This is a genomic window from Niveispirillum irakense DSM 11586, from assembly GCF_000429645.1.
In the GTDB taxonomy this organism is placed as follows: Bacteria; Pseudomonadota; Alphaproteobacteria; order Azospirillales; family Azospirillaceae; genus Niveispirillum; species Niveispirillum irakense.
Map to the genome: position 1 here is coordinate 53,260 of NZ_KE386935.1, position 19,906 is coordinate 73,165.

A 19,906-nucleotide genomic window follows, 5' to 3' on the forward strand; every position below is an offset into this window, starting at 1 on the left:
ACAGGGGGCGGGGGCCCCCCTCGCCGCTCAGCGTCGGCATACGATAGTCAGATAAGTTAACAGATCATTCCCGCCCCTGCCACCGGGGCGCTGTGGCTTCATCGCTTTCTCAACCCGGCTGCTGCTCTGCCGGGGCCAGCGGTGCCGTGGCCGGGCCGGCCAGCACGGCACCATCAATGGCAAAGCGGCTGCCATGGCAGGGGCAGTCCCAGCTTTTCTCCAGCGGGTTCCATTGCACCGTGCAGCCCAGATGGGTGCAGGTGGCGGAAACGCAGGTGACCCCGCCTTCCTCATCCACATAGGCCGCCACCTTCTCGCCCCCCATCCGCACCACGGCACCAGAGCCGGGCGGGATGGCGGCCATGGCCGGCGTCTCAGCGATGGAGCCGGCAATCATCTCCCGCATCGCGTCGAAATTCTCTTTCACCGCGCGCTTCAGGTTGCGCAGCGGTTTGCGCGACGGGTCGTAAAGGTCCGCCCACGGGTTAGCCCGCCCCTGCAACAGATCGGTCAGCAGCATGCCGGCAATGGTGCCATGGGTTATACCCATGCCGCTATCACCCGTGGCGATCAGGATGTTGGCCGTGTTGGCGGGATCGCGGCCGATAAAGGCCAGACCGTCAAACGGCTCCAGCACCTGGCCCGACCAGCGGTGCCGCACCTCCCCCACCTGGGGGAAAAAGTCACGGGCCAGCATTTCCAGCCGGTGGAAGCGGGCATCCATATCATCGGCCTCCCCCGTCTTATGGTCCTCCCCGCCCACGATCAGCAGGTCTTCCCCCGTTCCCGGCTGCAGGCGGATATAATGATAGGGCTCTGCCGTATCCCACCAAAGGGCCGGGGTCACCGCGCCCGGCGGCAATGTCAGCGCCACAGCATAGGTACGGTAGGGCGCCTGTTTGGTGTGGATGGCATATTTATCCACGATGGGACTGTTGGTTGTCACCACACAGGCCCTGGATTTCAACGCCCGGCCATCGGCCAGGCGGATGGTGGCATATTCGCCCCCCTCCACGCCTGTCACCTGCTGCCCGCGCACAATCAACCCGCCGCGGTCCTGGATGATACACGCCAGCGCCGCCATGTATTTCACCGGGTGAAACTGCGCCTGCAGCGGGAAGCGGATGGACGGCGCCAGCCTGCGCCCGCCCAGCACCAGATCATCGCGAAGGCTGGCATCCAACAGGCCCAGCCGGTGGGCCGCCGCCAACTCATCGCGGATATAATCGGCATCCTCCGACCTGGCCGGGATCAGCCAGCCATCCACCCGGCGGAAATCACAGTCGATCCCTTCCTCATTCACCAGCCGTTCGATCCGGTCAATGGCGGCGGCGTGGCTTTGCACGGCCAGCCGCGCCCCCTCTTCCCCGACCTGCCCTTCCAGAAAGACCAGACCATCATCAATCACACAGGAAAGATGCGCCGTGGTACGGGCGCTTTCCCCCTGGGACGGGCCGTCCTTGTCGATGACCAGAACCTGCCGCCCTTCTCTCAGCAGCAGATAGGCCACTGTCAGCCCAGCCAGCCCGGCACCCACCACCACCACATCGGCCACGCGCGCATCCTCCCCCCGTGCCAGGGTGTAAGGCGCAAATGCCAGGGCGGAATCCCGGTCCAGACCGGATGACGTCGGCGGCTCCCCCGGATGCGGCATGGCGCGCTGGCTGGGCGCCTGCGGGGCGATGGGGTCCATCCAGATGGAAATGCTCTCGCCGGTACCGGTCATGGGGTCGCTCTCCCTGCAATAAGGGCGGTCGTGCAACGGCAGATCGGCTGCCGTCGCGGCTGACCGCGTACTGTCGTGATGCCTGGGAAACCCGGCCAACAGCAGCCCCGTTCCCGCCGCACCCCGTTTCCATCCGGAGCACCCCGCATTCGCCGCCACGCCCTTTTTTGGCCGGCGAGACTTCATTTAATCCGGAACGGACCTGATCTGCCGCCGTTTCCTTAAAGAAATTCTGTTCAGCCGCTTGGTCACCACCAGAAGGGAAGATGACGATGAAGGCGCTGTGCTGGCATGGCAAAGGCGACATCCGTTACGACACGGTTCCCGACCCCAAAATCGAAAATCCGCGCGATGCCATCATCAAGGTGACAAGCTGCGCGATCTGCGGCTCCGATCTTCACCTGTATGATGGCTATATGCCGACCATGGAACATGGCGACGTGCTGGGGCACGAAACCATGGGCGAGGTGGTGGAGGTGGGCTGGGAGGTGACCAATCTGCGGCCCGGCGACCGGGTGGTGATCCCGTTCAACATTTCCTGCGGCGATTGCTTCTTCTGTCGCAAGGGGCTGTTCTCCCTCTGCGACCGCAGCAATCCCAATGCAGAAATGGCGGCAAAGGCGATGGGCCATTCCCCCGCCGGGCTGTTCGGCTATTCACACATGCTGGGCGGTTATGCCGGCGGGCAGGCGGATTATATCCGCGTGCCCTATGCCGATGTCGGCCCCATCAAGGTGCCGGACGGGCTGGATGATGAACAGGTGCTGTTCCTGTCCGATATCTTCCCCACCGGCTATATGGCGGCGGAAAATGCGGAGATTGAGCCCGGCGACACCGTGGCGATATGGGGCTGCGGCCCCGTCGGCCAGTTCGCCATCCAGAGCGCGTGGCTGATGGGGGCGGCCCGTGTCATTGCCATCGACCGGGTGCCGGAACGGCTCACCATGGCCGCGCGCTATGGCAAGGCGGAGACGCTGAATTTCGCCGAAACCGATATTTATGATGCGTTGATGGAAATGACGGGCGGGCGCGGCCCCGACCGGTGCATTGATTGCGTGGGCACGGAGGCCCATGCCGGCGGTGCCTTTGATGCCGTGCTGGACAAGGCGAAAACGCTGGTGGCGCTTGGCACCGACCGGCCGCATGTGCTGCGGGAAATCATCATGTGCTGCCGCAAGGGCGGCACCCTGTCGGTCCCCGGTGTCTATATCGGCCTGTTGGACAAGGTGCCGTTCGGCGCCCTGATGAACAAGGGCCTGTCGGTACGCACCGGCCAGACCCATACCCACCGCTACCTGCGGCCCCTGCTGGAAAAGGTGGTGGCGGGCGATGTCGATCCCTCCTTCGTCATCACCCATCGCGCCGGCCTGGATATGGGGCCTGAGCTTTATCGCGCCTTCCGGGAGAAACAGGATGGCTGCATCAAGGTGGTGATGCGGCCATCCTGACAGGCTGTCCTACCGGGCGCCTGTCTTAATCTTAAGGCAGGCGCCCGGTTGACAGACCTTCCGCCGTGGCGGTGATGGTGCCCTGCGGGTTCGCCTTCAGAACGCGCACCAGCATGGAGGCAATGCCCCCTTCCGCCACCATCACCCCCGGCCCGATCAGGGCATAATCCCCTTCTGCCTGGAAGGTCACGCTATGGCCGGCATCCGGCACCTTGTTACCGGCGGCATCGGTCACTGTGGCGCGCACGAAGATCAGGTCGTCAGCCACAGGCGGCACCCCGGCATCATCCAGCGTCACAGCCACGGCGGCTGGTACGCCGGGCGTGGTAACGCTGTGCCGCGCCACCTCCCGCCCGTCGATAAAGGCAACGGCCAGCAGGGTGCCGGGGGTAAAGCCCCCCGTATCGAAGGTCACGGGCGGATGGGCCAGCCAGCCCGCGGCATCCGGCTTGGCAACACCCAGCGACCGGCCATTCAGGAACAGTTCCACACTGTCCGCATTGGTGAAGACACGCACCTGCGGGGCGGAGCCGGGCAGCCAGTGACTGGCAATATGGACCATCGGCCCGCTTTCATAGCGGGGGGAGGCTTCCGCTGCGTCACGCTGGCTGCGGAAAAACCAGTAAAGGAACTTGGGCAGCCGCTCCAGGCTCATCAGCCCGGACAGTTCCAGATCTTCGGCATAGCCGCGGTTATAATCATACATCACCCAGTAACTGTCGGCCAAAGCCGGGGTGCCCAGATTATCCGTATGGGCTTCAACCACATTGGTCGCCTGCTGCAACAGGCGGGCTTCGCCATCGGCCAGCGACTGGCGGGAGGATCGTTCCGCCGGCTTCAGATCGGCCCAGCCATGCTGATGGAAACCGGCATTCTGCGCATAATATTCCCAGTCGCCATATTCGGAGACGAAATAGGGCCGGGGCGAGGGTGTGTAATGTTTCAGCCGGTGCTGGCGGGCCTGGAGATAGATGTCATAGCCATCATCCTGCCAGCCGGCTGACCAGCTCTGGTCGCCCGGATATTCCGCCTTCACGATGGCATGGAAATCCCGCACCAGATCAAGGGGCATCTGCGTTTCATTCAGGGAGCATTCCCAGGCGATGACGCTGGGATGGTTGCGGTCGCGGCGGATCATGTCGCGGCAGGTCTTCAGCACCTGGGCGCGGAAGGCCGGATCGGGATTGATATATTGCCAGCCGGGAATGGCATCCATCACCACCAGCCCCAACTCATCCGCCGCACGCATGAAGGCGGGAGAATGGGGATAATGCGACAGGCGGACATAATCGAACCCCGCCTCCTTGATGCGCTTGGCATCGCGGTAATCGGCCAGGGGTGACAGTGCATAGCCGACATAGGGATATTCCTGATGCCGGTTCACCCCGCGCAGGAACAGCTTCTCCCCATTGATCTGCAGACCATCCTTGGCGATGGACAGGCGGCGGATACCGATGCGGGTTTCCACCCGCTCCTCCTCCCCATCCGCGCTGATATGGGTAACCAGCCGGTGCAAGTTGGGATGGCGCGGCGACCAGAGCGCCGGCTTTTCCACCCGGATCGTCACGGCACTGCGCCGCGTGGCACCGGCTTCCAGCGGCAATGTCTCTACCGCCTCCCCCACCTTGCGCTGACCGTCAAACAACTCGTGCCGCACGGTGGCAATGCGGGCGGTAGGGGCAATGTTGCGGATATCGGCGGCAATCGCCACCGTCGCTGCCTGTGCATCGGCTTGCGGATAGGTGATGAACAGCCCGCCCCCGGCCACCCGGTCGGCCAGCATCTCATCCGTCAGATGCACCGCGGGCTTTACCAGCAGCCGCACCTCCCGATAAAGCCCGCCATAGCTATTGAAATCCAGTTGCTTCAGCGGCTTCGGCCCGGTGATGGGATTATCGCGGTTATCCAGCCGGACCAGCAGGCGGTTGGGCTGCCCCAGCCGCAGATGCGGTGTCAGGTCCAGCGTAAAGGGCAGATAGCCGCCCAGATGCCGGCCAATCTGCGTGCCGTTCAGCCAGACCTCGGCCACATTCATCGCCGCCTCGAACCGCAGCAGCACGGCCTTGCCCTGCCAATCCTGCGGCGCCTCGATATCGCGGCGATAAAAGGCGATGCCCTGCCACTGGTCATTGACGATGCGCGGTTCCAGCCGGGTCGTATGGGGAAGGGACACTGTCTCCCACTCAGCATTGGCGAGCGGGTGCGCGGCGTTGCGCCCATCCTCCACCCGGGTAAAGGACCAGCCCTTATCCAGCAGCCCGTCCTGCGCCAGCCCGGCCACCGGTGTCAACGTCATGGCCAGCAGAAAAGCGGCGATCCGCGTCACGGCTTTCATCAGCAATCCCCCCTAACATACCCCTTTTTCCGCTACGTAAGGCCGCACCGGGATCGGGTCTCTGTCTGTCACCTGTATCAATCTGCCTGGACGAGGACAACCTTATTTGTCATATAATTACCTATTCGTGGCGAACAAAGCCCAGCCCACCATATGGGATGAAGAGGGTTTTCCGCAGTGCAGCAGGTTTTACATTAACCTTTGAAATAATCGTTCCGATCTTCACTTGGTAACCAGAATCGGTAATCTTGTTACAATCACAAACCCTAAAAATTGACTATTGCTCCCGGAAAAAATCATACTTATAATCCCTCGGCGTCCTTGGCAGTAAAGGACGGTTACGCGCGGCTGTTTGCCTTGAATTGTCAGTCAAATAAGGGGGATTTCTGATCAGGGCGGCTAATATCGGATGGTAGAAACCACCCCATTACCAGCGCCCGCAAGGCGCGGGCCTTTGGGGCAGGAAATGGACACCGGTGTCTTCATAATCGGGGCTTTGCGTCATCCCGCAATTCAAGAAGGCATCCAGGCACCACACACCTGTCACCCGATACCATCCCCTGTACCAGCACGGATGACACACAGATCCTGGCTGACAAGTGGACCACGTTCATCATCGCAACACAGGCACCGTACCTACGAAGTTACCCTGAGGGGGTCACGCACCTTAAAGTGACTATAAATAATATAATTCGCCGAGAAGTGTGAAGAGAAGGGAAGAGAATGCTCAAGATGATCCATCGCCAAGCGCGACGCCGGGGTGTGTCGCTGCTGGCCCTGACTGTCGCCCTGTCCGCCGCCGCGACGCCGGCCCTGGCCCAATCGGTCAGCGGCGAGGCGGAGAGCCTGGACGAAATCGTCGTTACCGGTTTCCGCGCCTCGCTCACCAGCGCGCTGAACCAGAAGCGAAATGAGACCGCCGCCATCGACAGCATCGTGGCGGAAGATATCGGCAAGTTCCCCGACAGCAATCTGGCCGAATCCATGCAGCGCGTGCCCGGCGTGGCGCTGGCGCGTGGTGATGGCGGCGAAGGCCGCAACATCTCCGTGCGCGGTCTGGGTGCCGGCTTCACCCGCGTGCGCATCAATGGGATGGAAGGGTCGGCCCAGACCGGTTCGTCGGATATTTACGGCGCCGGCAATGCGGGCCGCAGCTTCGACTTCAACGTCTTCTCCACGGAAATCTTCTCGGCCCTGTCGGTCCGCAAGACCCCGTCGGCAGATGTGGAAGAGGGCTCCCTGGGCGCCACCGTGGACCTGAAGGCCCCCAAGCCGTTCGATTTCAGTGAAGACACCATCTTCACCGGCACGGCCAAGGGCATCTACAACACGGTCTCCAAGGATGTTGACCCCCGCGCCTCGATGCTGGTGAGCCACAAGTTCGGCAGCGACAACCAGTTTGGCGTCCTGGCGTCGCTGGCCTATCAGGATCGCACCATCCGCGAGGTCGGTTATTCCGCCGTGGATATCCTGTCGGCCAATGCCAACGGCATGTTCTGCACGCCCATCGGCATCACGCCCATCGCCCCCACACCGGGCGCCAAGGGTGCGACCAGCACCATGTGCTCCACCAACAACCCGCGCACGGGCACGGTGGCAGCCTATAACACCATCGCCGCCCTGCGCCGGGATGATCTGCCCAACACGCCGGGCAGCGGCGCCTTCCTGCCGCGCCTGCCGCGCTATCTGAATTCCGAACAGGACCAGGAACGCATCGGCGCCACCCTGACCCTGCAATATAAGCCCAGCGACGATACGGAAATCTCCTTCGACGGGCTTTATTCCCGCTTCGACGTGACCCGTCGCGACAATTACATCGCGGCTGTCTCCTTCGCCCGCTCCATCACCAATAATGGTCAGCCCATGACCTCGGTGAAGGACATCCAGTTCGACCAGAATGGCTCCTTGGTCTATGGGCTGTTCGACGGGGTGGATGTGCGTTCCGAAGGGCTGGTGGATCATTTCACCACCACCTTCAAGCAGGCCAATGTCGATTTCCGTCACGCATTCAGCGACAAGTTCGAGATCACCGGTCTCCTGGGCTTTAACCGCTCCGTCTATGCCGGGAAGAAACGCTTCCAGACCTTCATGGACGCGATCGACACGGATAATTTCTCCATCGACTTCCGCGACGGCGGCACCACGCCCAAGCTGGGCTTCGGCTTCGATGTCGCAAACCCGGCCAATTTCGCCTATGGCCCGGCGCTGGCTGACGGCACGGTGACCGGCGGCTTCAGCCCGCAGGGCATGCCGCTGGAACGCAAGACCGACAATACGACCGTAGAACTGAATGGCGCCTGGTCGGTGGCGGACGGCTATACGTTGAAGGCCGGCGGCCAGTTCCGGGAAAGCGATTACAGCTTCATCAATCTGCGTCAGTATCTGGCAGACACTGCCGTGCAGTCGCTGCCCGCTGGCACCACGCTTGGCTCCATCACCCGCCAGATCACTGGCGTGGACAAGCTGTGGGGCGATGGCGCGCCCGGTAGCTGGGCCGCCATTGATTACGAGAAGTTCGCCGACCTGTTTGACACGGACAGCATCCGGTCCTGCGGGATCGAATGCGGCGCTCCTGCCGGCGGCGTGCGCGAACGGGTGAAGAGTGCTTATGTCATGGGCACCTTCGACCTGCTGCCGACCATGGATTGGCCGGTGCGCGGCGATATCGGCATGCGCTATGTGAAGACCAACATGCTGGCGTCGGGCTATATCGCCGTGGCCCCGCCGACGGGCACCACCTCGCCCACCAATCTGGTCGGCCAATATGCGGAAGCCAAGAATTCCTATGATGACTGGCTGCCGTCCGCCAATCTGGTGCTGGAAGCGACCGACGATGTGCTGCTGCGCGTATCCGGCGCCAAGGTGATGGCGCGGCCGGAACTGGCCTCGCTGACGCCGACCAGCGGCGTCAACCCGGTCACCCGGGTCGGCAATGTCAACAACCCCTATCTGGACCCGATCCGGGCCAACACGTTCGATGCGGCGGTGGAATGGTACTTCCGTCCGGGCTCGCTCCTGTCGGTCGCTTATTTCTACAAAGACATCAAGAGCTTCATCCAGAACGTCAACAGCCAGATCCCGTTCAACCAGTTGGGCCTGCCCGATGCTTTGCTGGAAGGGTCGAACACCGCCCCGACCGAGCTTTTCACCGTGTCGCAGCCCTTCAACACGCCGGGCGGTCCGCTGAAGGGTTTTGAAATCAACGCCCAGATTCCCTTCACCTTCCTGGAGGACAGCTTCTTCTCCAATTTCGGTGTGCTGGCGAACTATACGCGGGTGACCTCGACCATCAATTACATCCTGGCCTCATCCGGCGGGGTGCCGACGGTGACGACGACGGCCGATCTGGTCGGCCTGTCCAAGAACACCATGTCCGGCACGGTCTATTATGAGGATGACAAGTTCTCCATCCGCGCGACGGCGAACTTCCGCGACAGCTTCATCCGCGGCATCCCGGCCTCGCCGGGCAGCGATCTGCAGGGCAACGCTTCCACCCTGTTCGTGGATGCGTCGGCCTCATACAACCTGACCGACCAGGTGAAGCTGATCCTGGAGGCCACCAACCTGACGGACGAGCAGAACCGTCTCTATATCGACAGCACCCGCAAGGACACGCTGTTCGAGACGCGGACCGGCCGGACCTTCACCACTGGCGTCAATGTCCGCTTCTGATCCCTGAACACTCCCCCAACTGGCCATTCGCCACGCCGCCGGGTTCATTCCCGGCGGCGTTTTCTTTTGGCCGGCTCAGGCTGCTGCTGTCGGCTTGCCGATGGGGCAGACCTCTTCCCGGTCCACAATGTCGAAGGTGAAAATCCATTTGGCGATGCCGGTCAGGATGGCAGCGACAAAGCCCAGTTCCACGATCTGGCCATCATCATAATAGGCACGCAGCCTCGCATGGAGATCGGCCGACAAATGCCCTTCCATGTTCTGGAGCGTCATTTCTTCTGCCAGGGCGATCACGGCCCGGTCCTTGTCATTCCATAACGGGGATTGCGGCTGGTCGATCACATTGATCATCTCTTCCGTGATCCCGGCCTCGATGGCGGCCAGCGTATTGGACCGGTTGCACAGGCGGCAGCCATGCTGCTTGGACAGCTTGATGCGCAGCAATTCCTTACTGCGCACATCCACCCGCATGCCTGGCAGGTTGTTATAAAAAACCCCGCCATAAAACCCGTCGAAGTACCATTTCATGATATCGGGCTGGTGGGCCATCACCTCAATGATGGTGCCATCTCCGGTCTTCTCGACACAGCGGTGGAAAGCCTCCGCAATCGGGGGGCTCATCTGTTCCAGTGGAACGCGGGGCATCACCGTATTCGGCATTTGGCACCTCCCTCTATGATATAATGACATACTATATAGTCATTATATGTTCGGTCAAATGCCGATGACGGGTCACCACACCATTGTTTCAGTCCGCCGCCACGGTGCGGGCCGGGATCAGGCCGCGTTCCGCAGAGATGCGCACGGCATCCCGCCTTTTGCTGACGCCGATCTTCCGGAACAGGGATTTCAGCCGGTATTTCACCGTGTCCGGTGACATGCCGATCCGGCGGGCAATCTCCTTGTTGGAATGGCCCTGGCAGAGCAGCAGCAGCACCTCGGCCTCCGCCTCGCTGAACAGGCCAGAGGCGGTGACATTGTTGCGGCAGGCCAGCAGGGACTTGGCCAGCCCTTTCAGATACTGCGCGCGGAACCGGTCCAGGTGCGCCCCCTCGGCCAAGGCTTCATCCAGGCAGGGCTGCACGAAGCGGCGCGCCTCCACGAAGGGCCGCACAATGTTCTGGAACATGGCGATGCTGACCGCCTCATCAAAGCAGATGCGCGCCTGATCAAGCGATCCTTGGGCGCGATGGCCGAAAGCGGTCAGGATATTCACATCAATCAACAGCCGGCCGGCACCGCGCTGGTCGGCCCAGGCCCGTAACAGCGCCAGTTCCGCCATCGCCGCTTCCACATCCCCCTGCAACAGCCGCAGCTTCACCCGGCAGAGCGAGGCTGCCACCGCCACCGGGCGGTAGAGCGGGGATTCCGTGGCCATCATGTCGGCCAGCGTATCAATCCCGGCCAGGGCGGCTGCTTCTACCGCCGCATCCGGCACCGCGCCATGGATGATGTGCAGGTTCACCTCCGCGATACTGACCAGCAATTCCAACTGCTGCAGCCGGCGGCGGGCCGCCGTGCGTTTCGCCCGGGCGAGAATGTCCCACGCCTCGTCAAAAGCCCCTTCCCCGGCAAAAAGCCGGGCCGCCGTCCCATAGGCGGTGGCATAGACATCAACCCAGCCGTCCGACTGTTCCATATGCGGCAGCGCCCAGGCCAGCAGGTCGCGCGCTTCCGCCACCCGGTCCTGCTCGTAATAAATCTCCGCCAGGAAGGCGCTGCAATTGGCGGCGAGATCGGAATGGTCGCCAAAATTCTCCACAATATCCCGCTTGGCGGCGATCAGGATCGTTTCCGCCTCCTTGGACCGGCCCTGGGCCCGCTTGATCCTGGATTCCAGGAAGCGGGTAAAAATCTCGCTATAGAGGGAGCCAAAGGCGCGGTAATGCTCCCGTGCTGCCAGCGTCGGCTGCAAGGCCCGCTCCAGCCAACCACCCTCGAAATATTTGGCCGCCACCGTCTCGCTGATATTGGCCAGCACCAGATGGTCATTGGCCGGCAGTTTGCGCAGCAAGGCCTCGCGCGCCAGCAGATCATCAAAGCCGGTGGGCTGGTTCTCATAATCGGCCAGCGTATCGCCCACCACCTGGATTTCCGTGCGCAGGTCGGCGGAAATGCCCCCTTCTTCCGCCTGGGCGCAGAACCCGTCAAACGCCACCCGTGCCGCCCCCAACTCCCCCTGCTTGATCAGCAGATAGACCTGGGCCAGGGCCAGCCGGGGCCGGGCGCGGACAATCTCACGCGGCAACCGGGCCAGACCGCGCTCCACCACCCCCTGCATGCCCTGGGGGATCAGGCGCCAGCCGCCCGCTTCCTCCAATATCGCCGCCAGCCGCAGCGGATCGCCGGCCAGGATGGCATGGTTGACGGCATCGGCCACCATGCCCCGTTCCGCGAACCATTCCGCCGCCCGGCGCTGGAGATTGGCAAAGCTGCGGCTGTCCGCCCGTTCAAACCGGTCGCGCAGATATTCAGCGAAAAGCTGGTGATAGCGATATTCCCGCCGGTCGGGCGCCACCGCTGTCAGGAAAACGCCCTGCTGTTCCAGCCGTTCCAGCACCAGCCAGCCATCATGCCGGTCGCACAGCAGGTTGACCAGATCGCCGGTCAACCGGTCCAGCAGGGCGGTGCGGATCACGATTTCCCGCATCTCGTCCGGCAGGGTCATCAGCACCTGTTCGGACAGATAGCGGGCCAGATCGGTGCCGGACCCGCCAGACTGGGCCAGCAGCCGGTCATGGCCCACACCGCGCTTCAGGGACAGGCTGGTAAGCTGCAGGGCGATGGGCCAGCCTTCCGTGCGGTCCAGTATCCGGCACAGATCTTCATCGCCCAGCGTGCGACCGGCACGGGCCAGCAGGCTTTCCGCTTCCCGCGATGAGAAACGCAGTTCCTGCGCCGTGATTTCCAGCAACTGCTCCGCCGCCGCCAGCACCGTCTGGCCCAGCCAGGGATAATCGCGCGATGCCAGCACGAAATGGCAATGCGGTGGCGCCAGCCGGATCAAGCCCTGCAGAAAGTCGGAAACGCCTTCCCCTTGCGCATGGTGCAGATCGTCCAGGATCAGGATGAAGGGCGCCCCCTCCCCCGCCAACTCATTGACGATGGCGGATAAAGCGGCGCGCGGCGGCAGGTCGGCCACCAGCCCCTGCCCCTCGCCCTCATTCTCCGCCCCCCGGATGGCCAGCAGCAGATAGCGGACCAGCCGTTTCAGATCGCAATCATCACGCTCCAGCGTCAGCCAGACGGCGCGCACCGACCGTTCAGCCAACCGGTCACGCCATTGCGACAGGATGCTGGTCTTGCCATAGCCGGCCGGCGCCTGGATCAGCGTCAGGCGATGGGACAGGGCGCCATCCAGCCGGTCCAGCAGCGTGTCACGGCGGATCTGATCACCCATCCAGACGGGCGGCGCGAACTTGGCGGCAATCACATCCTCCATCCGGCACCACCCTTCCCGACAGGTTTTGCATCTGCGAAATGAAGGGTACGGACAGCGGACCATTATGACAACCATGTTACCCGCCCTTTCCGGCCCCCTTACCCGTTCCACGCCCCTTACACCCGTTTTGCGCGTTGCCGCAGCGGGGGCCCGTTCCCTCTAATCCAGGGGAGAACAGGCATCGGGAGGGTTGAGGAGTGCGCATTGGGGTCGATGTGGGCGGAACGAACACGGATGCTGTCTTGATCGACGGCAGGCGGGTCGTGGCCTCCACCAAACAGCCGACGACAGCGGATGTCAGCTCCGGCGTGGCGGCGGCGATCACGGCCATCCTGGGTCAGGTCAGCCTCTCGCCCACCGCCATCACCAGCGTGATGATCGGCACCACCCATTTTACCAACGCTTTGGTGGAACGCGCACATCTGGACCGAGTGGGCATCCTGCGCCTTGCCAGCCCCTCGGGGGAGGCGCTGCCGCCCCTGACCGGCTGGCCCGCGGCACTGGTGGACCAGATCGGCGGCACCCTGTTCCTGCTGCCCGGCGGGTATGAGGTGGATGGGCGGGAGATTTCCCCCTTCGACGCCGCCAAGGTGCGCGACGCCGCAAGCGCCTGCCGCGACCAGGGCATCACCAGCATCGCCATCAGCAGTGCCTTCGCCCCCATCAATGCCGCGATGGAAGAACAGGCCGCCGCCATCGTGCAGGCGGAATATCCGGAAGCCCGCATCAGCCTGTCGCACGCCATTGGCCGGCTGGGCCTGATTGAGCGGGAAAACGGCACCATCCTGAACGCGGCACTGACGACGCTGGCCGGTCATGTCGTCACCTCTTTCGAGCGGGCCTTGCGCGATCTGGGGCTGAACGCCCCGCTCTATATTTCGCAGAATGACGGCACGCTGATTTCCGCCGCCCATGCGGCCCGCTATCCCGTCATGACCATCGGGTCGGGCCCCACCAACTCCATGCGCGGCGCCGCCTTCCTGACCGGGGTGCAGGATGGCATCGTCATGGATGTCGGCGGCACCACCTGCGATATCGGCGTGCTGGTCAACGGCTTCCCGCGTGAAAGCTCCATCGCCGTGGATATTGGCGGCGTGCGCACCAATTTCCGCATGCCGGACATCCTGGCCATCGGCCTGGGTGGCGGCACCCGCATCCATCTGGACCCGGCTTTATATCCGGCAGAGCGGCTGGACCCGGCCAGCCTGACAGTCGGGCCGGATTCCGTGGGCTATCGCATCACCAGCGAGGCGTACCTGTTCGGTGGCGCCACCCTGACAACCAGCGATATCGCCGTTGCCGCCGGCAAGGCCAGCTTCGGTGACCCGTCGCGCATTCCCCCCCTGTCTGCGCCCGTGCGCGACGGTATCTGGACCCGCATCCAGGCCATGCTGGCCGATGGCGTGGACCGGATGAAAACCACACGCGGCGATGCCACCATCATCGCCGTCGGGGGCGGCCATTTCCTGGTATCTGACAGCCTGAAAGGGGCGGCCCAGGTGATCCGCCCGCCCCATGCCGATGTTGCCAATGCAGTGGGTGCCGCCATCGCCCAGATCGGCGCGCAGATCGAACAGATCGTGGATTACGCCACCACTCCCCGCGATACCGCCCTCGCCCGCCTGCGGGAGGAGGCGACCGCCCGCGTCGTCGCCGCTGGCGGTGCCGCCGACACAATCGAGATTGTCGATATGGAAGAAGTGTTCCTGTCCTATCTGCCGGGCCGGTCGGCCCAGGTGCGGATGAAGGCCGTGGGCGACCTCGCCAGCCCGGCCACGGCCCCCGCCCCGGCGGAGGTGCAGCATGCGCATTGATGATCGTGCGACCCTGGCCGATCTGGCCTGCGGTGCCGCCTTTCTCGGCTCCGGCGGTGGGGGGGATCCCTATTACAGCCTGCTGCTGGCCGAAGCCGCGTTCGCGCGCAGCGGCGGCTTTGACCTGATCGCCGCCAGCGACCTGGATGATGATGCGCTGGTCGCCCCCTGCGGCTGGATCGGCGCCCCCACCGTATCGGTGGAAAAGCTGCCCAATGGCCGGGAAACCGTCACCGCTCTGCGCCGGCTGGAACAGTTGACCGGGCGGAAAATCGCCGCCGTGATGCCGGTGGAAATTGGCGGCGGCAATGGTCTGGCCCCCTTCATCGCCGCTGCCGAGCTGGGCGTGCCGGTGGTGGATGCCGATGGAATGGGCCGGGCCTTCCCGGAATCCCAGATGGTCACTTTCAACATGCGCGGGCTTTCCGCCTGTCCGTCGGTGCTGACAGCGGCCTGCGGTTCCCTGGCGGTGATCGAAACACAGGACAACCTGACCCATGAACGGGTGGCGCGCGGCCTGTCCGTCGCCCTGGGCGGCATCGCCCATATGGTGGAATATCCGCTGACCGGGGCGCAGGCCAAGCGCGATGCCATCCAGGGCAGCGTCACTTCCGCCATCGCCATCGGTGCCGCCATCCGCCACGCCCGGGCCGCGCGGCGTGACCCGTTCACCGCCCTGGCGGATGCCCTGAAAGCCACCGGCCTTTACCCCCATTGCCAGACCCTGTTCGATGGCAAGATCGTGGATCTGGAGCGGGAGACGAAGGGCGGCTTCTCCATCGGCAAGGTGATCATCGACGGGTTTGGCGACGGCGGCCGGATGGAAGTGCTGTTCCAGAATGAAAATCTGGTGGCCCGCCAGGATGGCAAGGTCCGCGCCATGGTGCCCGACCTGATCACGATCATGGACCGGGAAACCGCCGACACCATCACCACCGAACGGCTGAAATATGGCCAGCGTGTCAAGGTGATCGCGGCAGCAGCCCCAGCCATGCTACGCGAGCCGGCGGCCCTTGCCGTGGTGGGGCCGGCGGCCTTCGGGCTGGGCCATGATTTCACGCCGATTGAACGATTGAACCAGGGTGAGGGTGCATGAGCCACAGCACAAGCAGCAGCGACACCTATGCCAGCGGCCCCCTGCCCGAACATCTGACCGTGCCCGGCTGGCGGGTGGCGCTGATCATTGCCAGCTTCACCTTCTCCCTGCCGGGCTTCCTGAACGGGGCGCAGACCGGCATGGCGCTGGGCTTCTCCGGCGCCGTTCTGGCCGCCCTGCTGGCCGGCTTGATCCTGTGCGCCGGTGCGTGCCTGACCGCGCTGATCAGCGTGCGTACACGGCTGACGACTTATCTGCTGGTGCAGCGCTCCTTCGGTATCAAAGGGGCGGCCCTGGTCAATATCGTCATCGCCATCGTGCATTTCTGCTGGTTCGGGGTGAATGTTTCCTTCTTCGGCAATGCCATGGTGGCCGCCGCCAATGATGGTTTCGGCATTCCCGGCAATTTCAGCAGCTTCGTCGTCATCGGCTCTGTGCTGATCACCATTTCCACCATATTCGGCTTCCGCACCCTGGACCGGCTGGCCATGGTGGCGGTGCCGTTGGTCGGAATCATCCTGCTGGCCGTCTGCTACACCGCCATGGCCGACGGGCCGGTTGATCTGGCGCCAGCAGCCAACCCGCCCGTGCCCATGGGGTTCGGCATCGCGCTGTCGGCCCTGGTCGGCGGCAATATGCTGACCGTGGCCGCCATGCCGGACCTGTCGCGCTTCATCCGCACAGAACGCGGCGCCCTGGTCGGCATGGCCCTGTCCTTCCCCTTCGCCGCCCCCGTACTGATGGTCATCTCCGCGCTGATCGCGCTGGCGACGGGCCAAACGGATATCATGCAGCTTGTCGTGGGCATGGGGTTCGGCGTGCCGGCACTGCTGATGCTGCTGCTCTCGGTCTGGACCATCAATGCGCTGAACCTTTATTCCGCCGGCCTGTCCATGGCGGCGACCTTCCCCAAGCTGCGCCAGCCTTTGATCATCATTGTTGGCGGGGCTATCGGCTGCGTCTTCGCCCTGATGGGCATCATCGACAGTTTCATCCCTTTCCTGGTCACGCTCGGCCTGATCATCCCGCCCATCGCAGCGATCTATGTGATTGACGGGTTCCTGGTCTATCGCAACGGGGTGGATGAGGCCGCCAGCGCCCCGCCCGTGCGATGGGAGGCGATTGCCGTCTGGTTCGGCTCCCTGGCCGTCACCATGCCCGCCATGGCCTATGAGGTGACGCTGACAACCGTGCCCGCCCTGGATGCCACCCTGCTGGCGGCGGCAGCCTATCTCCTCGTCCTGCGCTTCAAGAGAAAATCATGAGTGTTGATCTCGACGCGATCTGCGCCCTGGATGGGCATGATCAGGCCGCCCTGGTGCGGACGGGTGAGGTGCCGCCGACCGCACTGGTGGAAGCAGCATTGGCGCGGATCGCAGCGCTGAACCCGTCGCTGAACGCCGTCAGCCACATTGCCGCCGACCATGCGATGGCGGCAGCCGCACGCGCGGATCGCACGGCCCCCATGGCGGCCGTGCCCTATCTGTTGAAAGCGTCGATGGAATATCCGGGTTTTCCCTGGGTATCGGGGTCGCGTGCCTGCATCGACCGGGTGGGGCAGAACCGCTATCCCTTCGCCGCCGCCATGGATGCGGCGGGCCTGGTGCCCTGCGGCATGTCCACCATGCCGGAATTCGGGCTGATCGGCACGGGCGAAGCGCTGGTCTATGGCCCTACCCGCAACCCCTGGGATCTGTCGCGCAGCAGCGGTGGTTCCAGCAGCGGGGCGGCGGTGGCAGTGGCTAGCGGCATGGTTCCGTTCGCCACCGGCAGCGATGGCGGCGGCTCCATCCGTATTCCCGCCTCCCATTGCGGCATCATCGGCTTCAAACCCAGCCGCAACTGGAACCTGCGCGCCCGTGGCGTCAGCTTGATTGACGATCTGCTGGCGTCGGACGGGCTCTATGGCCGTTCCATGCGCGACACGATCTGGGCCGCCCACACACTGCGCCAGCAGCCGCCGGGCCCGATGGCGCTGGACCGCCCCTTGCGCATCGCGGTCAGCCTGCGCGGGCTGGATGGAAACCTGCCCGATCCCGACATTGTGGCGATGATCGGCACCTCCGCCCGCCTCTGCGCCACTCTCGGCCATCGGGTGGCAGAAAAGGAAGTACCGCTGGACCTGCCTTCCCTCAACCGCGCCTTTGATATCCTGTGGAGCTATGGCGCCGGCGAGGTGGCCGATATTTTCCACGCCAAGCTGGGTGCGGCGGCGGATGAGAAGCTGGAGCCCTGGACCCTGTCCCTGGCCGACCGCCGCGCCTCCATCACCCCGGACGATCTCGCTGGCGCCCTGACCGCCATCGGCCTGATCGACCTGCATCTGGAAAAGTTCTGGCAGGACTATGATGTGGTGCTGGGCCCCGTGGCCGGCAGCATCGCCCCGCCGCTCGGCCTGCTGGCGCCGGATCGAGAATTCGACGCGTTATGGCGCGACCATTTCCGCCACGTCAACCACACCCAGCTTCAGAATATGGCCGGATATCCGGGCTTATCCCTGCCTTTGTTCGCCGGGGCCGGCGGTCTGCCAGCCGGCGCCATGTTCTGGACCCGCCAGGGTGGGGACGATCGGCTTTTGGCCCTGGGGCTGGCATTGGAACAGGTCCATCCCTGGGTTCATCGCCGCCCAACCGCCTTCCCCTAATCCGTAAATTATTGGCTTCAACAATATAGGATATGACTATATTTAAAATTTAATAAAACATTTAGCCCCTTTGCAAGGTAAGAAAAAATTAATCACATTTTATATACATAAGTCGAAATAGGCGGAAGGATATATAAAACAGCCTATTGGAACAAAGGGATGCCGTAGTAACTTTCACTCACGCCGATGAAACCGCTGATAATCAAATCAGATGATAATCAGCTCGTCCGTATGGGGGAAGAAAATGGCTTTTACACTTTTCAATCGCGATGCGGACGCCGAGAAAATCATTCTTGCCCTTGATAAATCTCAAGCGACAATTTCATTAAGCCCCAATGGCACCATCCTTGAGGCCAACCAGAATTTTCTAAACATTTTTGGGTATGCAGCAATCGAGGTCCAAGGCAAGCATCACCGCATGTTTGTCGATCCGGAAGAACATAATAGCCCGGCCTATGAGGCACTCTGGCAGGAACTGCGCCAGGGAAAGTTCCAGGCCCGCCAGTTCAAGCGCCTCGGCAAAGGTGGCAAGGTCGTCTGGATTGAGGCGTCCTACAACCCGATCATCGGATCGGACGGCCAGGTCATTAAAGTCATAAAGTACGCTACCGACATCACACAGAAAACGATGGAGAGTGCTGACCTTCTTGGGCAGATCAATGCAATCAGAAAGTCCCACGCCGTTATCGAGTTCGCCGTTGATGGCACGATCCTGTGGGCCAATGAGAACTTCCTGAACACGCTTGGTTACCGCCTGGATGAGATCAAAGGCCACCATCACAGCATGTTCGTGGAGCAGCAAGAACGCCAAAGCGTTGATTATACAACGTTCTGGGAGCTTCTGCGCCAGGGGAAATTCCAGGCCCGCCAGTTCAAGCGTATCGGCAAGGGTGGCAAGGTCGTCTGGATCGAAGCCTCTTACAACCCGATCCTTGACCCCAATGGCAAGCCGGTGAAGGTGGTCAAATACGCGACCGACATTACCGACCAGATGGATATGCTGGCCAACCTGAAGAATTTGATCGACCGTAATTTTGCGGAGATCGACCACGCCGTGGATCATTCCACGCGCGAAGTCACCAGCGCCAGCATGGCGGCTGACCAGACATCCGCCTCGGTGCAGATGATGGCGGCCAGCGCAGAGGAGCTGGCCGCCTCCATTACCGAAATTTCCCAAAGCATGGCGAAATCACGCAATGCAACGGACAATGCGGCTGATGTCACAAGCAGGGCAGACCAGGCCGCCCATCGTTTGGACGAGGTTGCCCGTTCCATGGAAGATGTTGTCCATGCGATCCGCGCCATTGCCGGACAGATCAACCTTCTGGCCCTCAATGCCACCATTGAGGCGGCACGGGCCGGCGAAGCAGGGCGCGGCTTCGCCGTTGTGGCGACCGAAGTGAAAAACCTCGCGAACCAGTCCGCAAACGCCACCCAGAAAATCTCTGGGGAGATCGCAGGAATTCAGAGCCTGTCCAGCGATATGGTCGCCGCCCTTCGGGAGATTCAGGCTGCCGTTGGCGATGTTCGCGAATATGTCACCGTCACCGCCGCAGCGGTGGAGGAGCAAAGCGCGGTTACCCGCGACATGTCCTCCAGCATGCAGACAACCGCCGCAGCCGTTGAAACCGTGACCACCAACCTGACCGCCATCAATGCCTCTATTGGCAAAGTCTCCATCGCGGTCGGTACGACCAAGGAAGCAGCGCGCATTCTGGCCCGGTAAACC

At 62.9% G+C, this 19,906-nt stretch carries 11 protein-coding genes; 7 read left to right on the forward strand and 4 right to left on the reverse strand.

What is annotated here, in order from left to right:
- Nucleotides 1-109 precede the first annotated feature (109 nt).
- Nucleotides 110-1,726, reverse strand: a complete 1,617-nt coding sequence (locus tag G473_RS28380; protein WP_051330604.1) for an FAD-dependent oxidoreductase — start codon at nt 1,724-1,726, stop codon at nt 110-112.
- A 266-nt stretch (nt 1,727-1,992) separates the two neighbouring features.
- On the opposite strand from G473_RS28380, the gene G473_RS0122340 reads away from it, so the two are divergent.
- Nucleotides 1,993-3,174, forward strand: coding sequence for a zinc-dependent alcohol dehydrogenase (locus tag G473_RS0122340; protein WP_425411591.1), 1,182 nt, complete (start codon nt 1,993-1,995; stop codon nt 3,172-3,174).
- Between the two features lie 31 nt (nt 3,175-3,205).
- Here G473_RS0122340 and G473_RS28385 read toward each other — a convergent pair whose 3' ends face one another.
- Nucleotides 3,206-5,509, reverse strand: coding sequence for a glycoside hydrolase family 2 TIM barrel-domain containing protein (locus G473_RS28385; RefSeq protein WP_035709002.1), 2,304 nt, complete (start codon nt 5,507-5,509; stop codon nt 3,206-3,208).
- A gap of 723 nt (nt 5,510-6,232) precedes the next feature.
- Between G473_RS28385 and G473_RS0122350 the strand changes: the two genes are divergently transcribed.
- Complete coding sequence (locus tag G473_RS0122350; protein ID WP_029014936.1) at nt 6,233-9,181, forward strand: TonB-dependent receptor; 2,949 nt, start codon at nt 6,233-6,235, stop codon at nt 9,179-9,181.
- Between the two features lie 75 nt (nt 9,182-9,256).
- On the opposite strand, the gene G473_RS0122355 is transcribed toward G473_RS0122350, so the two are convergent.
- Both G473_RS0122355 and G473_RS0122360 read right to left on the reverse strand, forming a co-directional pair.
- Entirely contained in the window at nt 9,257-9,841 is a 585-nt protein-coding gene (locus tag G473_RS0122355) for a carboxymuconolactone decarboxylase family protein (RefSeq protein WP_029014937.1), read from the reverse strand.
- Nucleotides 9,842-9,929: 88 nt separating this feature from the next.
- On the reverse strand, nt 9,930-12,623 hold the full coding sequence (locus G473_RS0122360; protein WP_029014938.1) for a winged helix-turn-helix domain-containing protein: 2,694 nt from the start codon (nt 12,621-12,623) through the stop codon (nt 9,930-9,932).
- A gap of 197 nt (nt 12,624-12,820) precedes the next feature.
- Between G473_RS0122360 and G473_RS0122365 the strand changes: the two genes are divergently transcribed.
- From G473_RS0122365 to G473_RS0122385, 5 genes are all read left to right on the forward strand, one after another.
- A complete protein-coding gene (locus tag G473_RS0122365) occupies nt 12,821-14,437 on the forward strand; it encodes a hydantoinase/oxoprolinase N-terminal domain-containing protein (RefSeq protein WP_029014939.1) in 1,617 nt (538 codons plus the stop codon).
- The gene (locus G473_RS0122370) at nt 14,427-15,533 is read left to right on the forward strand and encodes an S-methyl thiohydantoin desulfurase family protein (RefSeq protein WP_029014940.1); all 1,107 of its coding nucleotides are present in this window, start codon (nt 14,427-14,429) and stop codon (nt 15,531-15,533) included. Before G473_RS0122365 ends, G473_RS0122370 begins: the two co-directional genes overlap by 11 nt.
- Entirely contained in the window at nt 15,530-16,798 is a 1,269-nt protein-coding gene (locus G473_RS0122375) for a purine-cytosine permease family protein (protein ID WP_029014941.1), read from the forward strand. Before G473_RS0122370 ends, G473_RS0122375 begins: the two co-directional genes overlap by 4 nt.
- The gene (locus G473_RS0122380) at nt 16,795-18,177 is read left to right on the forward strand and encodes an amidase (RefSeq protein WP_051330605.1); all 1,383 of its coding nucleotides are present in this window, start codon (nt 16,795-16,797) and stop codon (nt 18,175-18,177) included. The genes G473_RS0122375 and G473_RS0122380 overlap by 4 nt, the downstream gene beginning before the upstream one ends.
- A gap of 244 nt (nt 18,178-18,421) precedes the next feature.
- Complete coding sequence (locus tag G473_RS0122385) at nt 18,422-19,903, forward strand: methyl-accepting chemotaxis protein (protein WP_029014943.1); 1,482 nt, start codon at nt 18,422-18,424, stop codon at nt 19,901-19,903.
- Nucleotides 19,904-19,906 lie beyond the last annotated feature (3 nt).

Coding starts and splice junctions, on each gene's coding strand:
- G473_RS28385 (WP_035709002.1), bottom strand. CDS start 5,509: ATGAAAGCCGTGACGCGGATCGCCGCTTTTCTGCTGGCCATGACGTTG.
- G473_RS0122370 (WP_029014940.1), top strand. CDS start 14,427: ATGCGCATTGATGATCGTGCGACCCTGGCCGATCTGGCCTGCGGTGCC.
- G473_RS0122350 (WP_029014936.1), top strand. CDS start 6,233: ATGCTCAAGATGATCCATCGCCAAGCGCGACGCCGGGGTGTGTCGCTG.
- G473_RS0122380 (WP_051330605.1), top strand. CDS start 16,795: ATGAGTGTTGATCTCGACGCGATCTGCGCCCTGGATGGGCATGATCAG.
- G473_RS0122340 (WP_425411591.1), top strand. CDS start 1,993: ATGACGATGAAGGCGCTGTGCTGGCATGGCAAAGGCGACATCCGTTAC.
- G473_RS0122375 (WP_029014941.1), top strand. CDS start 15,530: ATGAGCCACAGCACAAGCAGCAGCGACACCTATGCCAGCGGCCCCCTG.
- G473_RS0122360 (WP_029014938.1), bottom strand. CDS start 12,623: ATGGAGGATGTGATTGCCGCCAAGTTCGCGCCGCCCGTCTGGATGGGT.
- G473_RS0122385 (WP_029014943.1), top strand. CDS start 18,422: ATGGCTTTTACACTTTTCAATCGCGATGCGGACGCCGAGAAAATCATT.
- G473_RS0122355 (WP_029014937.1), bottom strand. CDS start 9,841: ATGCCGAATACGGTGATGCCCCGCGTTCCACTGGAACAGATGAGCCCC.
- G473_RS28380 (WP_051330604.1), bottom strand. CDS start 1,726: ATGACCGGTACCGGCGAGAGCATTTCCATCTGGATGGACCCCATCGCC.